The 18,701-nt window shown below is 42.1% G+C and carries 21 protein-coding genes; all 21 read left to right on the forward strand.

Annotated elements, in window-relative coordinates; translation table 11 throughout:
* Nucleotides 1-12: 12 nt before the first annotated feature.
* The 21 genes from ACFQU8_RS13540 (at nt 13) to ACFQU8_RS13640 (ending at nt 18,686) form a co-directional block, all read left to right on the forward strand.
* Nucleotides 13-1,056, forward strand: coding sequence for a helix-turn-helix domain-containing protein (locus tag ACFQU8_RS13540; RefSeq protein ID WP_382361295.1), 1,044 nt, complete (start codon nt 13-15; stop codon nt 1,054-1,056).
* Between the two features lie 14 nt (nt 1,057-1,070).
* Nucleotides 1,071-2,615, forward strand: coding sequence for a RecQ family ATP-dependent DNA helicase (locus tag ACFQU8_RS13545; RefSeq protein ID WP_382361298.1), 1,545 nt, complete (start codon nt 1,071-1,073; stop codon nt 2,613-2,615).
* The gene (locus tag ACFQU8_RS13550; protein WP_382361301.1) at nt 2,602-3,201 is read left to right on the forward strand and encodes a CPBP family intramembrane glutamic endopeptidase; all 600 of its coding nucleotides are present in this window, start codon (nt 2,602-2,604) and stop codon (nt 3,199-3,201) included. The genes ACFQU8_RS13545 and ACFQU8_RS13550 overlap by 14 nt, the downstream gene beginning before the upstream one ends.
* Nucleotides 3,182-3,529: a hypothetical protein gene (locus ACFQU8_RS13555; protein WP_382361304.1), complete on the forward strand. Its 348-nt coding sequence runs from the start codon at nt 3,182-3,184 to the stop codon at nt 3,527-3,529. The genes ACFQU8_RS13550 and ACFQU8_RS13555 overlap by 20 nt, the downstream gene beginning before the upstream one ends.
* A 212-nt stretch (nt 3,530-3,741) precedes the next feature.
* Nucleotides 3,742-4,323, forward strand: a complete 582-nt coding sequence (locus ACFQU8_RS13560) for a genetic competence negative regulator (protein ID WP_382361307.1) — start codon at nt 3,742-3,744, stop codon at nt 4,321-4,323.
* 150 nt (nt 4,324-4,473) lie between these two features.
* The gene (locus ACFQU8_RS13565) at nt 4,474-5,454 is read left to right on the forward strand and encodes a YpdA family putative bacillithiol disulfide reductase (RefSeq protein ID WP_382361310.1); all 981 of its coding nucleotides are present in this window, start codon (nt 4,474-4,476) and stop codon (nt 5,452-5,454) included.
* Between the two features lie 209 nt (nt 5,455-5,663).
* Nucleotides 5,664-6,446 (forward strand): spore cortex-lytic enzyme, encoded by a 783-nt coding sequence (sleB, locus tag ACFQU8_RS13570; RefSeq protein WP_382361710.1) that lies wholly within the window; start codon nt 5,664-5,666, stop codon nt 6,444-6,446.
* 17 nt (nt 6,447-6,463) lie between these two features.
* Entirely contained in the window at nt 6,464-7,801 is a 1,338-nt protein-coding gene (ypeB, locus tag ACFQU8_RS13575) for a germination protein YpeB (RefSeq protein ID WP_382361313.1), read from the forward strand.
* A 63-nt stretch (nt 7,802-7,864) separates the two neighbouring features.
* Complete coding sequence (locus tag ACFQU8_RS13580) at nt 7,865-8,512, forward strand: flagellar brake protein (protein WP_382361315.1); 648 nt, start codon at nt 7,865-7,867, stop codon at nt 8,510-8,512.
* 149 nt (nt 8,513-8,661) lie between these two features.
* Complete coding sequence (cmk, locus tag ACFQU8_RS13585; RefSeq protein ID WP_382361318.1) at nt 8,662-9,357, forward strand: (d)CMP kinase; 696 nt, start codon at nt 8,662-8,664, stop codon at nt 9,355-9,357.
* Complete coding sequence (locus tag ACFQU8_RS13590) at nt 9,354-9,959, forward strand: lysophospholipid acyltransferase family protein (RefSeq protein WP_382361321.1); 606 nt, start codon at nt 9,354-9,356, stop codon at nt 9,957-9,959. The genes cmk and ACFQU8_RS13590 overlap by 4 nt, the downstream gene beginning before the upstream one ends.
* A gap of 70 nt (nt 9,960-10,029) precedes the next feature.
* Nucleotides 10,030-11,166 (forward strand): 30S ribosomal protein S1, encoded by a 1,137-nt coding sequence (gene rpsA / locus ACFQU8_RS13595; RefSeq protein WP_382361324.1) that lies wholly within the window; start codon nt 10,030-10,032, stop codon nt 11,164-11,166.
* Nucleotides 11,167-11,383: 217 nt separating this feature from the next.
* Complete coding sequence (gene der, locus ACFQU8_RS13600; RefSeq protein WP_382361327.1) at nt 11,384-12,694, forward strand: ribosome biogenesis GTPase Der; 1,311 nt, start codon at nt 11,384-11,386, stop codon at nt 12,692-12,694.
* 18 nt (nt 12,695-12,712) lie between these two features.
* Nucleotides 12,713-13,750 (forward strand): NAD(P)H-dependent glycerol-3-phosphate dehydrogenase, encoded by a 1,038-nt coding sequence (locus tag ACFQU8_RS13605; protein WP_382361329.1) that lies wholly within the window; start codon nt 12,713-12,715, stop codon nt 13,748-13,750.
* Between the two features lie 61 nt (nt 13,751-13,811).
* Nucleotides 13,812-14,078, forward strand: a complete 267-nt coding sequence (locus ACFQU8_RS13610) for a stage VI sporulation protein F (RefSeq protein ID WP_382361332.1) — start codon at nt 13,812-13,814, stop codon at nt 14,076-14,078.
* Between the two features lie 196 nt (nt 14,079-14,274).
* Nucleotides 14,275-14,472, forward strand: a complete 198-nt coding sequence (locus ACFQU8_RS13615) for a DUF2768 domain-containing protein (RefSeq protein ID WP_382361335.1) — start codon at nt 14,275-14,277, stop codon at nt 14,470-14,472.
* Between the two features lie 13 nt (nt 14,473-14,485).
* Nucleotides 14,486-15,217, forward strand: coding sequence for a hypothetical protein (locus tag ACFQU8_RS13620; protein WP_382361338.1), 732 nt, complete (start codon nt 14,486-14,488; stop codon nt 15,215-15,217).
* A gap of 184 nt (nt 15,218-15,401) precedes the next feature.
* Nucleotides 15,402-16,880, forward strand: coding sequence for a stage IV sporulation protein A (gene spoIVA, locus ACFQU8_RS13625; protein ID WP_382361341.1), 1,479 nt, complete (start codon nt 15,402-15,404; stop codon nt 16,878-16,880).
* Nucleotides 16,881-17,192: 312 nt separating this feature from the next.
* Nucleotides 17,193-17,465 (forward strand): HU family DNA-binding protein, encoded by a 273-nt coding sequence (locus tag ACFQU8_RS13630; protein ID WP_382361344.1) that lies wholly within the window; start codon nt 17,193-17,195, stop codon nt 17,463-17,465.
* Between the two features lie 123 nt (nt 17,466-17,588).
* Nucleotides 17,589-17,795 (forward strand): trp RNA-binding attenuation protein MtrB, encoded by a 207-nt coding sequence (gene mtrB / locus ACFQU8_RS13635; protein WP_382361347.1) that lies wholly within the window; start codon nt 17,589-17,591, stop codon nt 17,793-17,795.
* 123 nt (nt 17,796-17,918) lie between these two features.
* The gene (locus tag ACFQU8_RS13640) at nt 17,919-18,686 is read left to right on the forward strand and encodes a heptaprenyl diphosphate synthase component 1 (protein ID WP_382361350.1); all 768 of its coding nucleotides are present in this window, start codon (nt 17,919-17,921) and stop codon (nt 18,684-18,686) included.
* Nucleotides 18,687-18,701: the final 15 nt, after the last annotated feature.

An 18,701-nucleotide genomic window follows, 5' to 3' on the forward strand; every position in this document is an offset into this window, starting at 1 on the left:
AGAGGGGTCAGCGTGCTGTTTAAAGCGGTCGTCCTAACATGTTTTGAAACATTTCTTGATGGGCGGAGCGTCTCAGCTGTGTATCATTTATTAACAGGCAAAAAGTCCATTCAAACAGTTCAGGATGCCCACATTTATCAATTAAACCACTTCTATGGTATTTATCCAGCACTGCGAAAAGAGACATTCGACAACCAGCTGCGAAAAATGGTCCAAGAAGGATTTCTTATACTGAGACCGGATAATACGGCATTGCCAGCCAAGAAAAGCAAGGAACAAATAGATAGCGTAACGGATTCAGTTATGCAGTCCTTCAGGGGTCAGGCGTACCATCGACAAACACTGGTATTCTGGGAACGGCTTCTCTTGATCATTCAAACAATGACAAATAGCCGGATGAATTATTTTCATTTTATCCCGATTATTGATAAACGTGATGTGACAGATTGGGTTAAAAAGCAATATAAACAATGGAAAGCGCAAGAGTCCATTTTTTTGCAGAAGCTGTACGGAGAGCTTTTTCACATGCTGCAGTTTCTGTCAAAAAGGGACGCAGGCATATTTGTTGATAGTCTGACCGGTTATGGTCACTATGGTTTGAGCAGATTTCAGCTGGCTGATCGTTATCAGCTGGAACAGATTGATGTCCCTTTAGTAAGAACAGGTATTTTGCATTATCTTATGACATTGATCGAGCAGAATCCGCGAGCATATCCTCTGTTGGGTCAATTGTTTTTTGACTTGCCGCAAACGACAACCTTGACCAATTCAGCCAGTAAAACCAAAGCTCTATTGGACAAACAGTACACCACTCAGCAGATTGCCAGCGTCCGCCATTTGAAGCTGAACACCATTTATGATCACATGGTTGAAATCGCCCTCTATGATGACACATTTCCGCTTGACGATTATGTTTCGCCGGAGGAACATGCCGAAATACGTACAGCGATTGAAGGTTCAGCATCTTTTAAACTTAAAGCGATAAAAGAACAGGTTAGAGAAACGATCAGTTATTTCCAGATAAGACTTGTTATGGCCGCAGACAGCCTGTCATAGCCAAGGAGGGTATTATGGGACATCTCAACCTCAAGGATCAATTAAAACAGCAATTTCGACTGAACGAATTCCGCACTGGTCAGGAGGAGATTATGACTGACGTGCTACGCGGACGGGATGTACTTGGAATTCTGCCTACCGGTTCTGGAAAGTCACTTTGCTATCAGCTTCCTGCAACACTTCTCGAGGGGCTGACAGTTGTGGTGTCACCGTTGATCTCTTTGATGGAAGATCAGGTGAAAGAATTAAAAGCCATGGGGTTTAAACAGGCAGCCGCGCTGAACAGTTTTATGCATCCGATAGAAAAGAAACGCGTTTTGCAGCAATTAGACAGCTACAAGCTGATTTATTTGTCGCCGGAGCTTTTGCAGCAGAATGAGGTTATCAGACCTTTGGAACATGTGACAGTTGATATGTTTGTTATTGATGAAGCGCACTGTATTTCACAGTGGGGGCACGAATTCAGACCGGACTACTTACGGCTTAGCAATGTCTTGCAGCAATTAAAAGATCCGGTTGTACTAGCGCTGAGTGCTACCGCAACGAAAGACGTCCAGCAGGATATCACCACCGTTTTGAATCGTCCTGAGATGATCAGGCATACTTACCCGATGGATCGGGACAATATTGCCTTTATGGTACAAGACCTTAATGGGGACAGGGAAAAACAAAAATACCTGGCCGATTTATTTGAACACTATCGTGTACCAACATTAATTTACTTTTCCAGCAGGCGGAAAACCGAAGAAATCACCATGTTTCTATCAGATAACTTTCCTTCTTACCGGATTGCATTTTATCATGGCGGAATGGATCAGCTGGACAGGGTAACGGTTCAGCAGCAATTTATGAATGAACAACTCGATATTATTTGCTGTACAAGTGCTTTTGGCATGGGGATTAATAAACAGAACATTCGGCTGGTGATTCATTACCATTTTCCTCTCCAGCTTGAATCTTTTCTGCAAGAGATTGGGAGGGCTGGTCGTGATGGTCAATCAAGTGTCAGTCTGTTACTCTATTCACCAGGAGATGACGTCATCCCCAGATCGATTATTGAAAACGAATTGCCAACGATTGAGGATTTGGACCATTTAGTCAAAAACGTGTATGCTTTATACAGCGATCAGACTCAGTTGCCTTCTGAAGAACAATTGCTGGAAGCATTACAGATAAATGAGACACAATGGCGATTTTTGCGTTATCAGATGGAACAGCATAGCATGATCGAGCAGAACCAGTTACTGAGACAGTCAGAAAATAAGGATGAGGCCATCCGGAAAATCAGACAATTTATCGAAAAAAGGACAACTTTAAAAGAACAAAAACTTCAGGACATGCTTAGCTGGATTCATGAAGATACATGCTTGCGCGAGAGTCTTTACTGCCGTTTTCAGGATGATTACAAGGAGCCATTGTATGGATGCTGCAGCAATTGCGGTTTCTCATTTGACCAATGGAACCCGGTGCAGACACAGTCAGATGACACGTCATTTAAGTGGGAAACTAAATTAAAAAAATTATTGCTTATTGGAGAATACAGCGGTGAAACAAAGTGATATTATAAAACAGCTGACGGATAAGGAATTAACGAGGCAATTATTCTTTTCGCAGCTGCTGCTGTTAAGTCTGGGTCTTGTTTTGAGTTTTTTGCTATTTGACGAAATGGGTGACTGGTTTGACTATATCAGCTGGTCGATAGCAGATATGGGCTTTTATGGGCTGTTGCCCGGACTGCTTATTGTTTGTGTGGACTGGCTCCTTATGGCTATTTTTCCAAAAAAGTACTATGACGACGGCGGGATTAATGATAGAATCTTTAGAAACCGGTCTATAAAAGGTATTTTCGGTCTAACCGTCACAGTTGCTGTAGCGGAAGAATTATTATTTCGGGGTGTCATCCAGACAGAATTTGGTTATATGGCTGCCAGTGTGATTTTTGCACTTATTCACGTTCGCTACTTGCATAAACCGGTTTTGCTTGTTTCAGTTTTATTGATAAGCTTTTATGTCGGTTATCTGTTTATGCTGACTGAAAATATCATGGTAACGATCGTCGCTCATTTTACCATTGATTTTGTGCAAGGGGTGTTTATTCGCTTGCAAAAAGTGAGGTGGGGAGATAATGGAGAACCGGATCAGTGAATCAACCGACCAGGCAGATGAATTAAGAAAACTTGTGAATGACGTTGAAGAAGGTGAACAAGACCAGCAAACTAATCAGGAACAAGAAGAACAGCAGGAGCAGGTCACGCTGCAGGGTTTACCTGGCGAGGATGAGGAAGATGATGTTGATATCCTTGATTTACCGCCTCGTGGTAATGTGCACAATAAATCAAAGTCGCCTATGAAACTAAAAATCAGTCGTGCGTCGACAAGACTGCTGGCTGTTATTGCTATCCTGCTGCTGTTGTTTGGAACAGCGTTCTATTTTTGGGGAGAAGCGTTGTGGTCGACCATTGTCAATATGTAAACAGCTTGGGCAGCCATACATAATCTGACGTAAACGACATACTGGCCAAGTACGAGCCGAGAGCACAAGTTTATGATTTTTCAACATAGTCATGACAGAAATACAAATAATGATTGTAATGTTCAACAATCACACCAGCGGCATATGATATAGTGAAGGAATTCGCCAGTGTTTTAACAGGACTGCCTTTATAAGAAGGGGGGGGATGCTTAATGCGGATTGAACGGGTATCCAATAATCAATTTACGATTTTTTTGACCTTTGATGACCTGAGCGACCGCGGTTTCACGAGAGACGACTTATGGCATGATGCTGGAAATGTAAAAAGTCTGTTTACGGATATGATGCATGAGGCGAGTACTGAACTGGGATTTGAACTGGAGGGCGTTCTTTTAATCCAGGTTCATTTAATGCAGGCCCAGGGAATGCACGTTGTTGTGACGCAAAAAGGAAGCAGTTCCGGCTGGGATGATGATTTCGTGGAGATGAAAGTCATGCTGGATGAGAGTAAAGAATTGATTTTCGTTTTTCATGATTTTGAAGCTGTCATTCAAGTTGCCGCTTATTTAGAGCCATTAAACATTAATGGCGGTCAAATATATCATATGAATAACGCTTATTACATGCTGCTTCACGAAAAAGATCTGCAGCATAATAATCGGGAGAATGTAATCGCCATTATGTCGGAATTTTCCTCGCCAAGTATTGCAACATCTTATCGTTTAAAAGAATATGGTGATCCGATTATGGCTTCGTCTGCCGTTGAGCAAATTATAACAATCTTTCACCGTTAGTCTAAAACCTGTCAGTCCTTGCTAAAGCACTTTTAGAGGGGTTGTTATCTTTTTGAGTTTTTTATTATAACGGATGACGGAAAAACGCTTATCATGTATAGTTGCAGAGGCGTTTTAAATCGTACTATAAAACAAGGAAGTGCCATACGCATGCAAACAGAACACACCATCATTATCGGAGGCGGACCCTGTGGTCTGTCCTGTGCTATTGAGCTTCAGAAGCATGGCTTTAACCCGCTTATTATCGAAAAAGAAAATATTGTCAATACGCTTCACCGTTTCCCGACGCATCAGACCTTTTTCAGTTCAAGTGATAAATTGGAAATTGGTGGAATACCCTTTATAACCGATAAACAAAAGCCTGTTCGCAACCAAGCACTGGCGTATTATCGAGAGGTAGCTGACCGGCAAAATCTGCGAATCCATTCATTTGAAAACGTTACTGACATCCATGCTCTTGATGATTACCATTTCAGAATTATAACGATGAATGAGAGCGGCATCAGCCGAACGTATACAACGGAAAACGTGATTATAGCAACCGGCTATTATGATCAGCCAAATTATATGGGTATTCCGGGTGAAGATTTGCCAAAAGTCTTTCACTACTTCAAAGAAGCTCATCCATATCATAATAAAAATGTGGTCGTTATCGGCGGAAAAAATTCAACTGTTGATACAACACTTGAACTGCACAAAGCCGGAGCTAATATCACCGTATTATATCGTGGTGCTGAATACTCTGAAAGTATAAAACCGTGGATATTGCCGGAATTTGCTTCACTTGTCCGTAAAGGAATTGTCCAGATGGAATTTAATGCACATGTCCAGGAAATTACCACTGATAAAGTATTCTATACAATCGGCAGCGAGACAAAGGAAGTCGAAAATGATTTCGTTTTTGCAATGACCGGGTATCAGCCAGACCTTCATTTTCTAAGAAATGCTGGTATCACCGTCGACAAGGCCACGGGTCGGCCTTACTTTCATGAAGAAACAATGGAAACGAATTTATCTGGCATGTATGTTGCCGGTGTTGTAGCGGCAGGCTATAATAATAATGAAATTTTTATTGAAAATGGCCGCAGACACGGTGGCATAATTGCCAGAGCTATGACACACAAAACATAACGATTTTAAGTTGTTTTTGCATGTTTGCAGACAATTAAACGATCAGAGACTAAAAACAGTTTTCAGGGCCTTTGCATCAGTTCGATGCAAAGGCTTTTTTTGCTGCAAATAAATGCATAAAAAGGTTATATCGTACAAAAATAATGGCATACACAAGGGTACACGCAGGAGGATATAACATGACCTATAAAAAAATCCCTCTTTTCATAATGCTGTCTGCTGTGTTTATCAGTTTGTCATTACCCTGCATGACCAGATCGGCCGAGGCGTTCACTGACCAGGTTATTCAACACGGCGCAGCTGGCGAAGATGTTATTGAACTTCAGGCAAGGCTGCAGTATCTCGGATTTTATGAAGATGATATCGACGGCGTTTTTGGCTGGGGAACATATTGGGCTTTACGTGACTTCCAGGATGAATTTGGCATGGAAGTAGACGGTCTGGCAGGCTCACATGCCAAAGAAAAACTGACTGATGCGAGCGACTATGACAAAGATTTCGTACACGGACAGTTAAATAAGGGAAACGCCTTTACATATTACGGAGGTAAAAAAAACACAAATCAATCTGACACGAACTCAGACACCAATAATCATAATAAAGCGGAGCCAAATGCATCAAATGTTCCGCAAGACTATTCACAAAATGATATTCAGTTAATGGCGAATGCCGTCCACGGTGAGGCACGTGGTGAATCTTTTGTTGGACAAGTTGCAGTGGCGGCTGTGATTTTAAACCGAGTGGAGAATTCATCCTTTCCCAATTCTGTTTCCGGTGTCATTTTTCAGCCTGGAGCCTTTACAGCGGTTGCGGACGGACAAATCTGGCTGAAACCAGATGAAACAGCCAAGAAAGCTGTTCTGGATGCTGCTAATGGATGGGATCCATCAGGACATGCCATTTACTATTTCAACCCAAAAACGGCAACGTCTGACTGGATTTGGTCACGACCACAAATCAAACAAATTGGAAAACACATCTTTGCTAAATAAAAAGGAGTCAGATAACGATGCTGCGATGGATCTTAATTGGTGTTTTGGCATTGGGAATTGCCGGTACAGGATTCTGGGGATATCAGGAACACCGAGAAAAAGAAACCGTTATGATGCAGGCGGAAAACAATTATCAGCGTGCTTTTCATGAACTTTCCTATCATATGGATTTGCTGCACAATAAAATAGGGACGGCACTAGCCATGAACTCAGTTGATCAGCTGTCACCACAAATGGCTGAAATATGGCGTTTGACCTCGGAGGCAACATCCAGTGCTGGCCAGCTGCCATTAACATTAATGCCCTTTAATCAAACAAAAGCGTTTCTTTCAGATATAGGTGATTTCACTTATGAGGCAGCTGTACGCGACTTGGATAAGAAGCCGCTTAATGATAAGGAAATTAAAACATTGCAGAATCTGTATCAGCAATCGGGGGAGCTGAAGAATGAAATAAGACAGGTTCAGCACACCGTACTAAATGATGGTCTTGAATGGATGGATGTTCAAGAGGCTCTGGCTGCTCAGGATAAAAAACCTGGTAACAGTATCATTGATGGTTTTGAAACGGTAGAAAAAAAGGTGCAGGGCTATGCTAAAAGCAACGTTGATTCAGCCCTGACAAAAACGTCAGCAGAAAAGCATGATTATAAGAAGCTGGACGGTGAAACAATCGATCAGCAAAAGGCAATTAAAACGGGGGAAACGCTATTCGGTGCCGACAATCCGGATAATTTATCGGTGAAGGAAAGCGGGGATGGTGCGGAGATTCCTTTATACACCGTAACGTATCAAAATGACCATGAAAAAGGCCATCTTGACATAACAAAAAAAGGAGGGCATCCCCTGACACTAATCGTTGACCGTGAAATAGACAAGAAACATATTAGTTTGAATAAAGGATTAAAGAAGGCAAAGCGTTATCTTGCCCAATACGATTTTGCTAATATGGAGGCTGTCAGCAGTAATCAATATGATAATGTCGGCTTTTATTCATTTGTCTATAATCAGGATGGTGTACGGCTGTATTCTGACACCATTGAAATGAAGATAGCCCTGGATAATGGCGATTTGCTTGGGATGAGCGCAAGGAATTATTTCTCGAATCATAAAGAGCAGGATATACTTGAGCCCGAGCTCAGTATCGATGAGGCAAAAGAAAAAGTTAACCCGGATGTCACAATTAACGAAGAAAACATGGCAGTGATTGACAGCGATCATAATAAAGACGTGCTTGTCTATGAGTTTCTCGGTGTTATGGATGGTGAAACATACCTGATATATATAAACGCAAAGGATGGCAAAGAAGAAAAAGTGAAAAAATTGAATGGAACAGAAATGAATTATACTTCCTAAACCTTTTCTCTCATGGCTATATTTGGCATAATAGGCTTAAGTGTTTACGGAAGGAGGAATGGTATGGAAATCGGCACATCACTCACACTTGAGGCAATCAATCCAGAAACAAATGAAACACAAACCTGCCGCAGTCGTATTATTGATCAACAAGCAAACAAATTAATGATTGATCTTCCAATTGATGATCAGTCCAGCCAAACAATGATTTATGCTGAAGGGACTTCTTTTAAAGTCACATATATCGGGGCAGATAAAAATGTTCATATGTTTGATACGACACTTGTTTCGAAAATTAATGACAATCCGCCGGCTTTAGCTGTTCGCCGACCGGAAGACGCTTCGATCAAAACAGTACAGCGTCGTCAGTTTATACGCGTTAACACTGCAGTTGATGCGGCTATTCATGGAACTAATAATTCATTCACCACTGTGACGTCAGATTTGAGCGGCGGCGGCATGGCCGTCATTGTGCCGCAACATCAGCGATTTGACATTGGTGAAGAGGTCGCAGTCTGGATGGTTCTGCCAATGAATGCAGGTGATTATCATTATATCCATGCCTTGTCTGAGGTCACACGTCTTGATTTAGACAAAGATATAAGAAAAATATCGCTGAAATTCACTTCGCTTAAGCAAGATGATCAGCAGACGATCATTCGGTTTTGTTTTGAGAAGCAATTGGATGCGCGAAAGAAGGAACTAACCTGACGGAATAAAATTTAAATAAGAGTAGAACTTTTTGAAGAAAATATGTTATCCTTTTACTAAAGGGGAGCTTTGAAGATGAACCCAAATTGAACCAGACGATACGGTACTGCTTCTGGCAGCACGTTTGGTTCGAGAGGAAGGAAAGAGCGATGGAAAATGATACAATAGCAATTGCGATAGATGGCCCTGCGGCAGCAGGTAAAAGCACTGTTTCCAAGATTGTTGCAAACAAGCTGTCATTTATATACATAGATACGGGTGCCATGTATCGTGCATTGACATTGAAAGCACTTCGCAGACAGGTCTCCCTTGAGGATGAAGAAATGACTTCCCAGCTTCTGTCTGAAACCAGCATTGAACTTGAGCAGGATCATGACCATCAGCATGTTTTCGTGGATGGTGAAGATGTGACCGATGCCATCCGTTCAGAAAATGTAACCAACAATGTATCCTCCATAGCTAAACAAGCAAGTGTGCGCCAGGAAATGGTTGAACGACAGCAGGAACTGGCTCAAAAAAGAGGCGTGGTTATGGATGGAAGGGATATCGGAACACACGTAATCCCTGATGCGGAAGTGAAAATATTTTTGCGTGCATCGGTTGAGGAGCGGGCAAAACGGCGCTATCAGGAAAATATCCAAAAAGGATTTTCCGTTGATTTTGAGAGATTAAAACAGGACATTGAACAGAGAGACACCATTGACTCGAAACGCGATGCCTCGCCGCTGATTAAAGCAGAAGATGCCATCAGCCTTGATACGACCGATTTGTCGATCAATGACGTCGCAGCAGCTATTTTACAGGAAGCCGGCAAGGTGCTGGCGGATAACGGAGCGGCACAATGAATCTATATCCAATAGCCAAAACGGCCGTGTCATACCTGTTTTACCCTTTGTACCGCATTCAGGTGATTGGGAAAGAGAATATCCCTGAGGACGGTCCGGTGATCATTTGTTCAAATCATATTTCCAACCTTGATCCGCCTGTTGTCGGTATCACTTCCCCCAGAAATATTCATTTTATGGCTAAAGGGGAATTGTTCCAAAAGCCTATTTTAGGCAGGCTGCTGACAAGCATTAATGCCTTTCCGGTCAAGAGAGGCATGAAGGACCGAAACGCGCTGCGTGAAGGTTTAAGCATTTTAGAAAAAGGTCACACGCTTGGATTATTTCCGGAAGGTACGCGCAGCCGTACAGGCCAGCTGGGTCAACCGCTTGCCGGCGCTGGTTTTTTTGCTTTACGGTCCAATGCGGCAATTGTACCCTGCGCTATTATTGGCCCTTATAAGCCAGGTGGCAAGTTGACCGTTGTTTATGGCAAACCAATGAATATGGATGTCTACCGTGAAAAGAAAACATCCGCTAAAGAAGCGGCAGAAGCGATTATGACTGAGATTGGATATTTAATAACAAATCATCGCTCTCAGGATGCATCACTTGACAAATAACCCTAAATATTAGAAGTTATAAAAAGGATGTTTTGTTTTTTGTTGTATGTATTTTAAGGAGGCTAATGGTATGAGTGAATCCAGTAACGAAATAACCCAGTTAAATATAGGAGATCGTGTCACAGGAACCGTTGTAAAAGTGGAAGATAAACAAATTCTTGTCGATATCGGCTACAAGACGGAAGGCATCGTACCTATTGGCGAGTTGTCAAGTCTGCACATTGAAACGGCCAGTGACGTTGTGCAGGAAAACGATTCGCTGACACTTTACGTCAAAAAAATGGATGACGATGATGAAATTATTCTGTCGAAAAAGGCAGTGGATGCCGAACAAGCCTGGGAAACACTGGAAGAAAAATATGAAAATGGTGACGTATTCGAAACGGAAATTAAAGAAATTGTCAAAGGCGGTCTCGTTGCTGATGTAGGTGTTCGGGGCTTTATGCCTGCTTCATTGGCAGAAACTTACTATGTTGAGGATTTTTCCGATTACATCAATCAGTCACTATCAGTCAAAATTGTTGACCTTGACAGAGAGCAGAACCGTGTGATTTTATCCCATAAGGATGTTGTCCTTGATAAAATGGAAGCCGAAAAACAGGAAGTGCTGCAGTCTTTAAGTGAGGGGCAGGTAATTGAAGGCACTGTCCAGCGTTTAACCAATTTTGGTGCATTTATAGACATCGGCGGCATTGATGGCCTGGTTCATATTTCGCAATTAGCGCATGAGCATGTCGAAAAACCTTCTGATGTTATTGCTGAAGGAGATAAGATTAATGTGGAAGTTCTCTCCGTTGATGAGGAGAATGAACGGATCTCTCTTTCACGTAAGAACACGCTCGCTGGACCTTGGGAGAATGTTGAAGATCAGATTTCCCGCGGCGATGTTCTTGATGGAACCGTCAAAAGGCTGGTAAACTTTGGAGCATTTGTGGAAGTTCTCCCCGGCGTTGAGGGTCTGGTTCATATTTCACAAATTGCCAATAGGCATGTTGGCACACCTCAGGAAGTTCTTGAAGTTGGTCAGGAAATTCAAGTTAAAGTTCTTGATGTCAATGAACAGGACGAGCGAATTTCTTTAAGTATTAAAGAGCTTGAACAGGAACAGGAAGCTTCAGAAGTAAAACAATATGAAAAAGATGATGACCAGTCAGGGTTTCAGCTTGGTGATTTCATCGGCGAAAAATTAGATAAGTACAGACATTAAGAAAAAAAGCTCTTTCCATCTGGAAAGAGCTTTTTTCTTGATCAGACCTGGTTATTTAGAAGACTGTGGTAAGACGCTTCTTTCCGAGAAAAAGCAGCCCTCAGATAATATCCTTCCTGTAATGATTGTGGTTCAACCGTTCTTTTGCTAGAATTAATAAAAGCCATGAAAAAAATTAGAGTCATGAATTACATGATTTAGAAAGGATGTTCCTTTCATGAGAAAATCAGTCGTAGCTATCGTCGGGAGACCAAATGTGGGGAAATCCACTATATTTAACCGTCTCGTTGAAGATCGTATTGCAATTGTGGATGATACACCTGGCGTGACACGCGACCGTATTTATGCCGAGGCCGAATGGCTGACAACAACGTTTAATGTCATTGATACAGGTGGCATTGATATGAGCGATGAGCCGCTTATAGTTCAAATGCGCAGCCAGGCCGAAATTGCTATTGAAGAATCAGACGTCGTCATATTCTTATTGAACGGACGTGAAGGCATAACAGCTGCCGATGAGGAAGTGGCGACATTATTATATAAATCCAATAAACCAGTCGTCATGGGTATCAATAAAATTGATAATCCTGAAATGAGCGAAAACATTTATGAATTTTATGCGCTCGGATTTGGAGATCCCTACCCGATTTCGGGGACGCATGGTTTGGGTCTTGGTGATTTACTGGATACCGTTCTAACGTATTTTCCGGAAATGCAGAACGAATCATTGGATGATGACAGCATTCATTTTAGTTTAATCGGCAGACCTAACGTAGGGAAATCACAGCTGGTCAATTCGTTATTAAGCGAAGAACGCGTCATTGTCAGTGAGCAGGGAGGAACGACTAGAGAAGCGATTGACACACCTTTTCGGAAGGATGGTGAGGACTTTGTCATTATTGATACGGCTGGCATGCGCAAACGTGGCAAAGTCTATGAAGGCGCCGAAAAATACAGTGTTATGAGAGCCTTAAAAGCAATTGAACGCTCGGATGTTGTGGCTATTTTAATTGATGCCGAAACGGGCATAAGGGAACAGGATAAAAAAATAGCCGGTTACGCGCATGATGCAGGACGAGGGGTTGTAATCGTTGTTAATAAATGGGACACGGTTGAAAAAAATGACAAAACAATGAATGAATTTGAACAAAAAATTCGTGATCAGTTTCAATACTTGAGTTACGCTCCAATTGTCTTTTTGTCTGCCAAAACCACAAAACGCATACACACATTAATTCCTGCTGTTAAAACAGTCAGTGAAAATCACGCAAAAAGGGTCCCAACCAACATTTTAAATGATGTCATTATGGACGCCATTGCGATGAATCCAACACCAACTGTTAAAGGGCGGCGATTGAAAATACTGTATGCTACACAGGTCGCTGTTAAACCGCCAACCTTTGTCGTATTTGTGAATGATCCCGATTCAGTGCATTTTTCCTACAGACGATTTTTAGAAAATCGTATCAGGGATGCATTTGGTTTCACTGGAACGCCAATTAAAATCTATGCACGAAAACGAGACTAATGATAAGGGGGAGTCATTATGGCACGTGTAGCAGTATTAGGTGCGGGCAGTTGGGGAACAGCTTTAAGTATTGTCCTGGCTGATAAGGGACATGACGTCAGACTTTGGACATACCGCAAAGAACAAGCAGAGACGATTAATACAGTGCACAGGAATGAACAGTATCTGGACGCACCTGTTCCAGAACAAGTCAGAGCTTTTCATAAACTGGACCAGGCTGTTGAGGACGTCTCAGCCATCGTTATGGTTGTTCCGACCAAAGCCATTCGTGAAGTTTGTGAGGAATTAAATAATACCCTGATCCAGCAGCCGGTTATTATCCATGCAACAAAAGGAATCGAACCAGGTTCATTAAAACGTGTATCCCAGGTCATTGGCGAAGAAATGGTTAATTATGACACGGAGGACATAGCTGTTCTCTCAGGGCCAAGTCATGCGGAAGAAGTCGGCAGACGTCTGCCGACCACGGTAACCGTATCATCTCTGAACACAGATAATGCAGCATTTGCACAGGACTTGTTCATCAATGAATCATTCCGGGTGTACACGAGTAACGATGTCACAGGGCTTGAACTGGGTGGCGCTTTAAAGAATATAATTGCCCTTGGCGCCGGTATATCCGATGGACTCGGCTATGGTGATAATGCTAAAGCTGCACTGATTACACGAGGGCTGGCCGAAATAACCCGTCTGGGTGCATCACTCGGGGCGAACCCATTAACGTTTTTAGGCTTGCCAGGGGTGGGGGATCTGATTGTAACCTGTACAAGCCCTCATAGCAGAAATTGGCGTGCCGGCAATATGCTGGGCAAAGGCCATAAACTGGATGAAGTCGTAGACCAAATGGGAATGGTCATTGAAGGAACACGGACCACGAAAGCGGCTTACCAGTTTGCTGAAAAGCAGGAAATTGAGATGCCGATTACGGAAGGTCTTTATAAGATTTTGTTTGCTGATCAGGAGCCAAGGGAGGTTGTTGATCAGCTAATGAATCGGAGTAAACGTGAGGAATTAGATGACATTTCAGCTCTCCAGGGCACAGATTATCTGTCATAACACTTAATCGCCTATCTTTGCATACAATGCGCTTGAGATGATAATGCAAGGAGGCGAGCGTGTGAGTGAGTTCCATGACAAACTTTTTGATAAGGTCCAGCAAAATTCAGATATCAGTTCTCAGGCGATATACCAAGTCGCGGATTCGCTTAATCAGACAGATTTTTCAGATGAGGAGACGATCAGGTCTCTTGTACAGCGTCTGGCAACATTAGCAGACAGCCCTGTTTCAAAAGAGAAAGAGGACAAAATTGTTGAGTCGATAACCCAAAATAATATGCCGGCAGATATGCAATCGATTAATAACCTGTTTAAAAATCAGCCATGATTGGGCAAGTGAGTATACATTTATCCATACACGCGCATAGTATAAAACGCACAAGCATTCTTGGATAGAGTCCGCGGTGGGTATTATTTAGTCAGGCCGGAATGAAGACAGCCCCCTTCATTCCGGATTTTTGTGTGTTTGTGGACATGTCATATGTTATAATATGGAATGTGTTTTGATGGGAGGAGTGGATAATGTGTCAGAAAGTATGCTGAATATGTGGATTTCATTCATTGGGATGGGCCTTCTGATTGTGGCTATGGGACTGATTCTTTTCAGCAGATATAAATTAAAAGGTGTCCTGGCCGGGATTGTGTCTGCTCTTGCCTATATTGCATTGATATTTGGTGCGATTATCATTATATACATCGTGTTCAGCGGTCCAACAGCATAGGAGGCGTTAGACCATGAGAAATACATATTATTTGCTTTTGTGTTCAAGTCTTATGTTATTGCTTTTAAGCGGGTGTCTTTACCCGGATGATGAACTATCGAAAAATCAAAAACCTAATGAATCTCAGTTGGAAGAAGTTCAATCAGCTGTCAATCAGTACCAGGAAAAAACAGACGGATTGCTCCCAATTCGAACCAAATCAGAGGATACGCCTATATTCCGGAAGCACCTGATTGACTTTCAGCCATTAAAACAGGAAAATATTATGACAGAAATACCAGGCACAGCATACGAGAATGGCGGCACTTATGAATATACGATTATTACCCCCGATGATGATCCGCGTGTTAAACTGATTGATCTGCGGATTTCCAATACTATTAGGGACGTAGCAACCCGACTGAACGTCTATCGTTCTGAACATACCTATCCGCCTTTTGGTGAAGAGATTGCTGATGGTGTATTCCGATTGGATTATGAAAAATTGGGACTGGATTCCAAGCCCTATGTAACGAGTCCATACTCACAGGAGAATCTGCCTATTGTCATGGACAAAGAAGGTGATTTGTACGTTGATTACCGGATTGATTTAACAAGGGCGCTGAATGAGTATGATAATGCTTATAAACGGGGTGATGACATCCGTTATATATTAGCGGAAAACACACCATTTGTACCCGCTTATTCGCTTCCATACACGATTCAGAATGGTGACCCTGTTTTCAATCTGGCGGATGATAAATGATAAATAGCATAATAAATCCCTTGTGACATATAGTGTGTTGCAAGGGATTTATTATTTATAACTTAATTATTTCTCTTTTTAAACATATTGAAGTCATAATTTAATAGGACAACGTCATAGGCTTGTAATGTCATCATTCGAAAATTGTCTTGATTTTTGCAAAAGGAGATCGGGAGGGGATCATTTGGAAAAGGTTGATATTTTTAAAGATATTTCGAAACGGACAAATGGCGATATTTATTTTGGTGTCGTCGGGGCTGTTCGTACAGGAAAGTCAACGTTCATTAAGAATTTTATGGAATTGGGGGTTTTGCCTAATATCGCGGATGAAAGTGAACGCAGCCGAGCGCATGATGAGCTGCCGCAAAGTGCTGGTGGAAAAACAATCATGACCACCGAACCCAAGTTCATTCCGAATCAGGCTGTCTCAGTCCATGTCGAAGAAGGACTTGATGTGAATGTCCGCATGGTAGATTGCGTCGGTTATGCTGTTGACGGCGCCAAGGGATTTGAGGATGAAAATGGGCCGCGAATGATTAACACACCTTGGTATGAGGATCCTATACCTTTTCATGATGCTGCTGAAATCGGCACACGAAAAGTTATACAGGAACACTCGACAATTGGTGTGATTGTGACAACTGATGGATCGTTTGGCGAGATAGAACGAGAAGATCATCGGGAGCCGGAAGAGCAGATCGTGGAAGAAATGAAACAAGTTGGAAAACCTTTTATCATGGTCGTCAATTCAACCAAACCAACTAGTCAGGAAACAGAGCTTATGCGCCAGGATCTTACAGAGAAGTATGATATACCGGTTTTGGCAATGAACATTGAAACAATGTCAGAACATGATGTCGATAATGTCATGCGTGAAGCGCTTTATGAATTTCCGGTGCTTGAAGTGAATGTTAATCTGCCAAGCTGGGTAATGGTCCTTGATGAGGATCACTGGCTGCAGCGAGACTATCAGGGGGCCATTCAGTCCACTGTTAAGAATATCCACAGGCTGCGCGATGTCGATCATATTATGAACGATTTTACAGTTTATGATCATATTGACAGAGCCAATCTGGCCGGAATGGATATGGGAGATGGAGTAGCTGAAATCGATCTGCATGCACCAGAATATTTGTATGATGATGTGCTTAAGGAAATCGTCGGTGAAGAGATTCGGGGCAAAGAGCATTTGCTCGAACTCATGCAGACTTTTGCCCATGCAAAACGGGAGTATGACCAAGTAGCAGATGCCTTACAAATGGTGAAGCAAACAGGTTATGGTATTGCTGCACCAACCCTTGAAGATATGAAGATGGACGAACCGGAAATTATACGGCAGGGATCACGGTTCGGTGTCCGGCTGAAAGCCTTAGCGCCATCGATTCATATGGTGAAAGTTGATGTGGAATCTGAGTTCGCACCAATTATCGGAACAGAAAAACAAAGTGAAGAGTTAGTCAGATATCTCATGCAGGATTTTGAGGAAGACCCATTATCCATTTGGGAATCAGATATTTTTGGTCGATCACTGAGTTCCATTGTTCGTGAAGGCATTCAAGCAAAAATTTCGCTTATGCCGGAAAATGCCCGATATAAATTAAGAGATACACTTGAGCGGATTATTAACGAAGGTTCGGGTGGACTTATCGCCATTATTTTATAGCAGCTATACATAGTTGCTATTTTTTTGTTTTTTGGCATTTATTAAAACACGTCAGCACAAGCGTTTATGAATATAAGTTTTCTGATGGGCACCCCCCCTTAAATCATAAAAAAAGGCAGTGATTTTAAATCAAAACCCTATGAATTAGGCACTTATTGTTGAATTTTGTGCGATTCTCGGTTAATATAAGCCTTGTCATCAATTGATTTGGTGATGTGACGTATAAAAAAGACGGATAGGGAACAACTGATAATAGATATTTTTGTATTTTGTTCCTGAATCAATGTTTATTTTTGGGAGGAGGTGAATGACATGAATAAAACAGACTTGATTGATGCTGTTGCAGAAAAAAGCGATCTTTCCAAAAAAGATGCCACAAAGGCTGTCGATGCAGTATTTGAATCTGTCATGGATTCACTTAAAAACGGTGAAAAAGTCCAGCTTATCGGGTTCGGAAACTTTGAAGTACGTGAGCGTTCTGAACGGAAGGGACGCAACCCGCAAACAGGCGAAGAAATTAACATACCTGCAAGTAAAGTTCCTGCCTTCAAACCAGGAAAAGCCCTGAAGGAAAGTGTTAAATAAACGATACTTACATGGGTTCTGAAAAGGGCACGTGGCGGCGTGCCCTTTTTTCTCTTAATACATACGTACTGGCTGCGGTTTTCACAGACTGAGCTTAATTTTAGGACGCAGGGGGTGCAGGTGATGGAAGAGTTTGTTGTCGTCAAAGCACTGGAAGATGGTGTCAATGTTATTGGATTGACGAGAGGATCAGATACGCGTTTTCATCATTCCGAAAAACTGGATAAGGATGAAGTGATGATTGCCCAGTTTACCGAACATACTTCGGCTGTCAAGGTAAGGGGCAAAGCCGTCATCCAGACAAGCCATGGTGAAATGACCAATGAATAAAAGATAACCCAGCTGTCTCAAGTTTATTTTTAATTATGGCACCCAATCAATATTATGCTATAATAGCCTTGTAATTTCATTAAAGGAGAAAGGGCTCAGGTGGTTGCTTTGTATACATCCGACATGGAGATTCGCCATTTAAAAGCGCTCATAAAAGATAAAATGCACCATGACTATATCGAGCAGTATGTGAAGACGCCCTCTCCGGATGAATCTAAATTATGTGTCATGTCGTCAATACTGAAACAATCAGCTGTATCTGAAGAAAGAAAACAACACTATATTGTGACAGCCATGCTAATTCAAATAGCGCTTGACACTCATGATCAGGTAACAGATACAGATGAGTCAGTGTCATGTGATAAGAGTGAAAAAACAAAACAATTATCTGTGCTGGCCGGCGACTACTATAGCGGTTTATATTACTTGATTCTGTCAGAAGCAGAAGAAACTGGTATGACGCGTGCTCTGGCGACTTCGATCACCGAAATTAATGAGTTGAAAATGCAATTATATCATGAAACGTTTCATTCACTAGAGGCATTTATTGATGTTATTAAAACACTGGAATCGCGTTTGATCATGCGTATGGCTGAATTTGTTGGTGAAACAGCGCTCAGCAGTATCGCCGCCGAGTGGCTCATTATTAAAAAGTTGATGACCATCAAACACCATATTATGTCCTCCGGTCTCGATACGGCATTTGACCCCTGGTCTTCCAGTAACCCTGTGACAGATTATCAGACGGTTCTTGACACAATCGATCTTGTTATCAGCAAAGAGAACTCAGTGATTGATAAACAGCTGGCACAGTTCCCGGCACATCTTACGTCTGCTGTATCGCTCATAAGGAATCGTTTGCACCTTTCAACAAACAGTCAAGTACAATAGTGGAGGAAGGGTATC

This window comes from Lentibacillus kimchii (genome assembly GCF_042666895.1).
Taxonomy (GTDB): domain Bacteria; phylum Bacillota; class Bacilli; order Bacillales; family Amphibacillaceae; genus Lentibacillus; species Lentibacillus kimchii.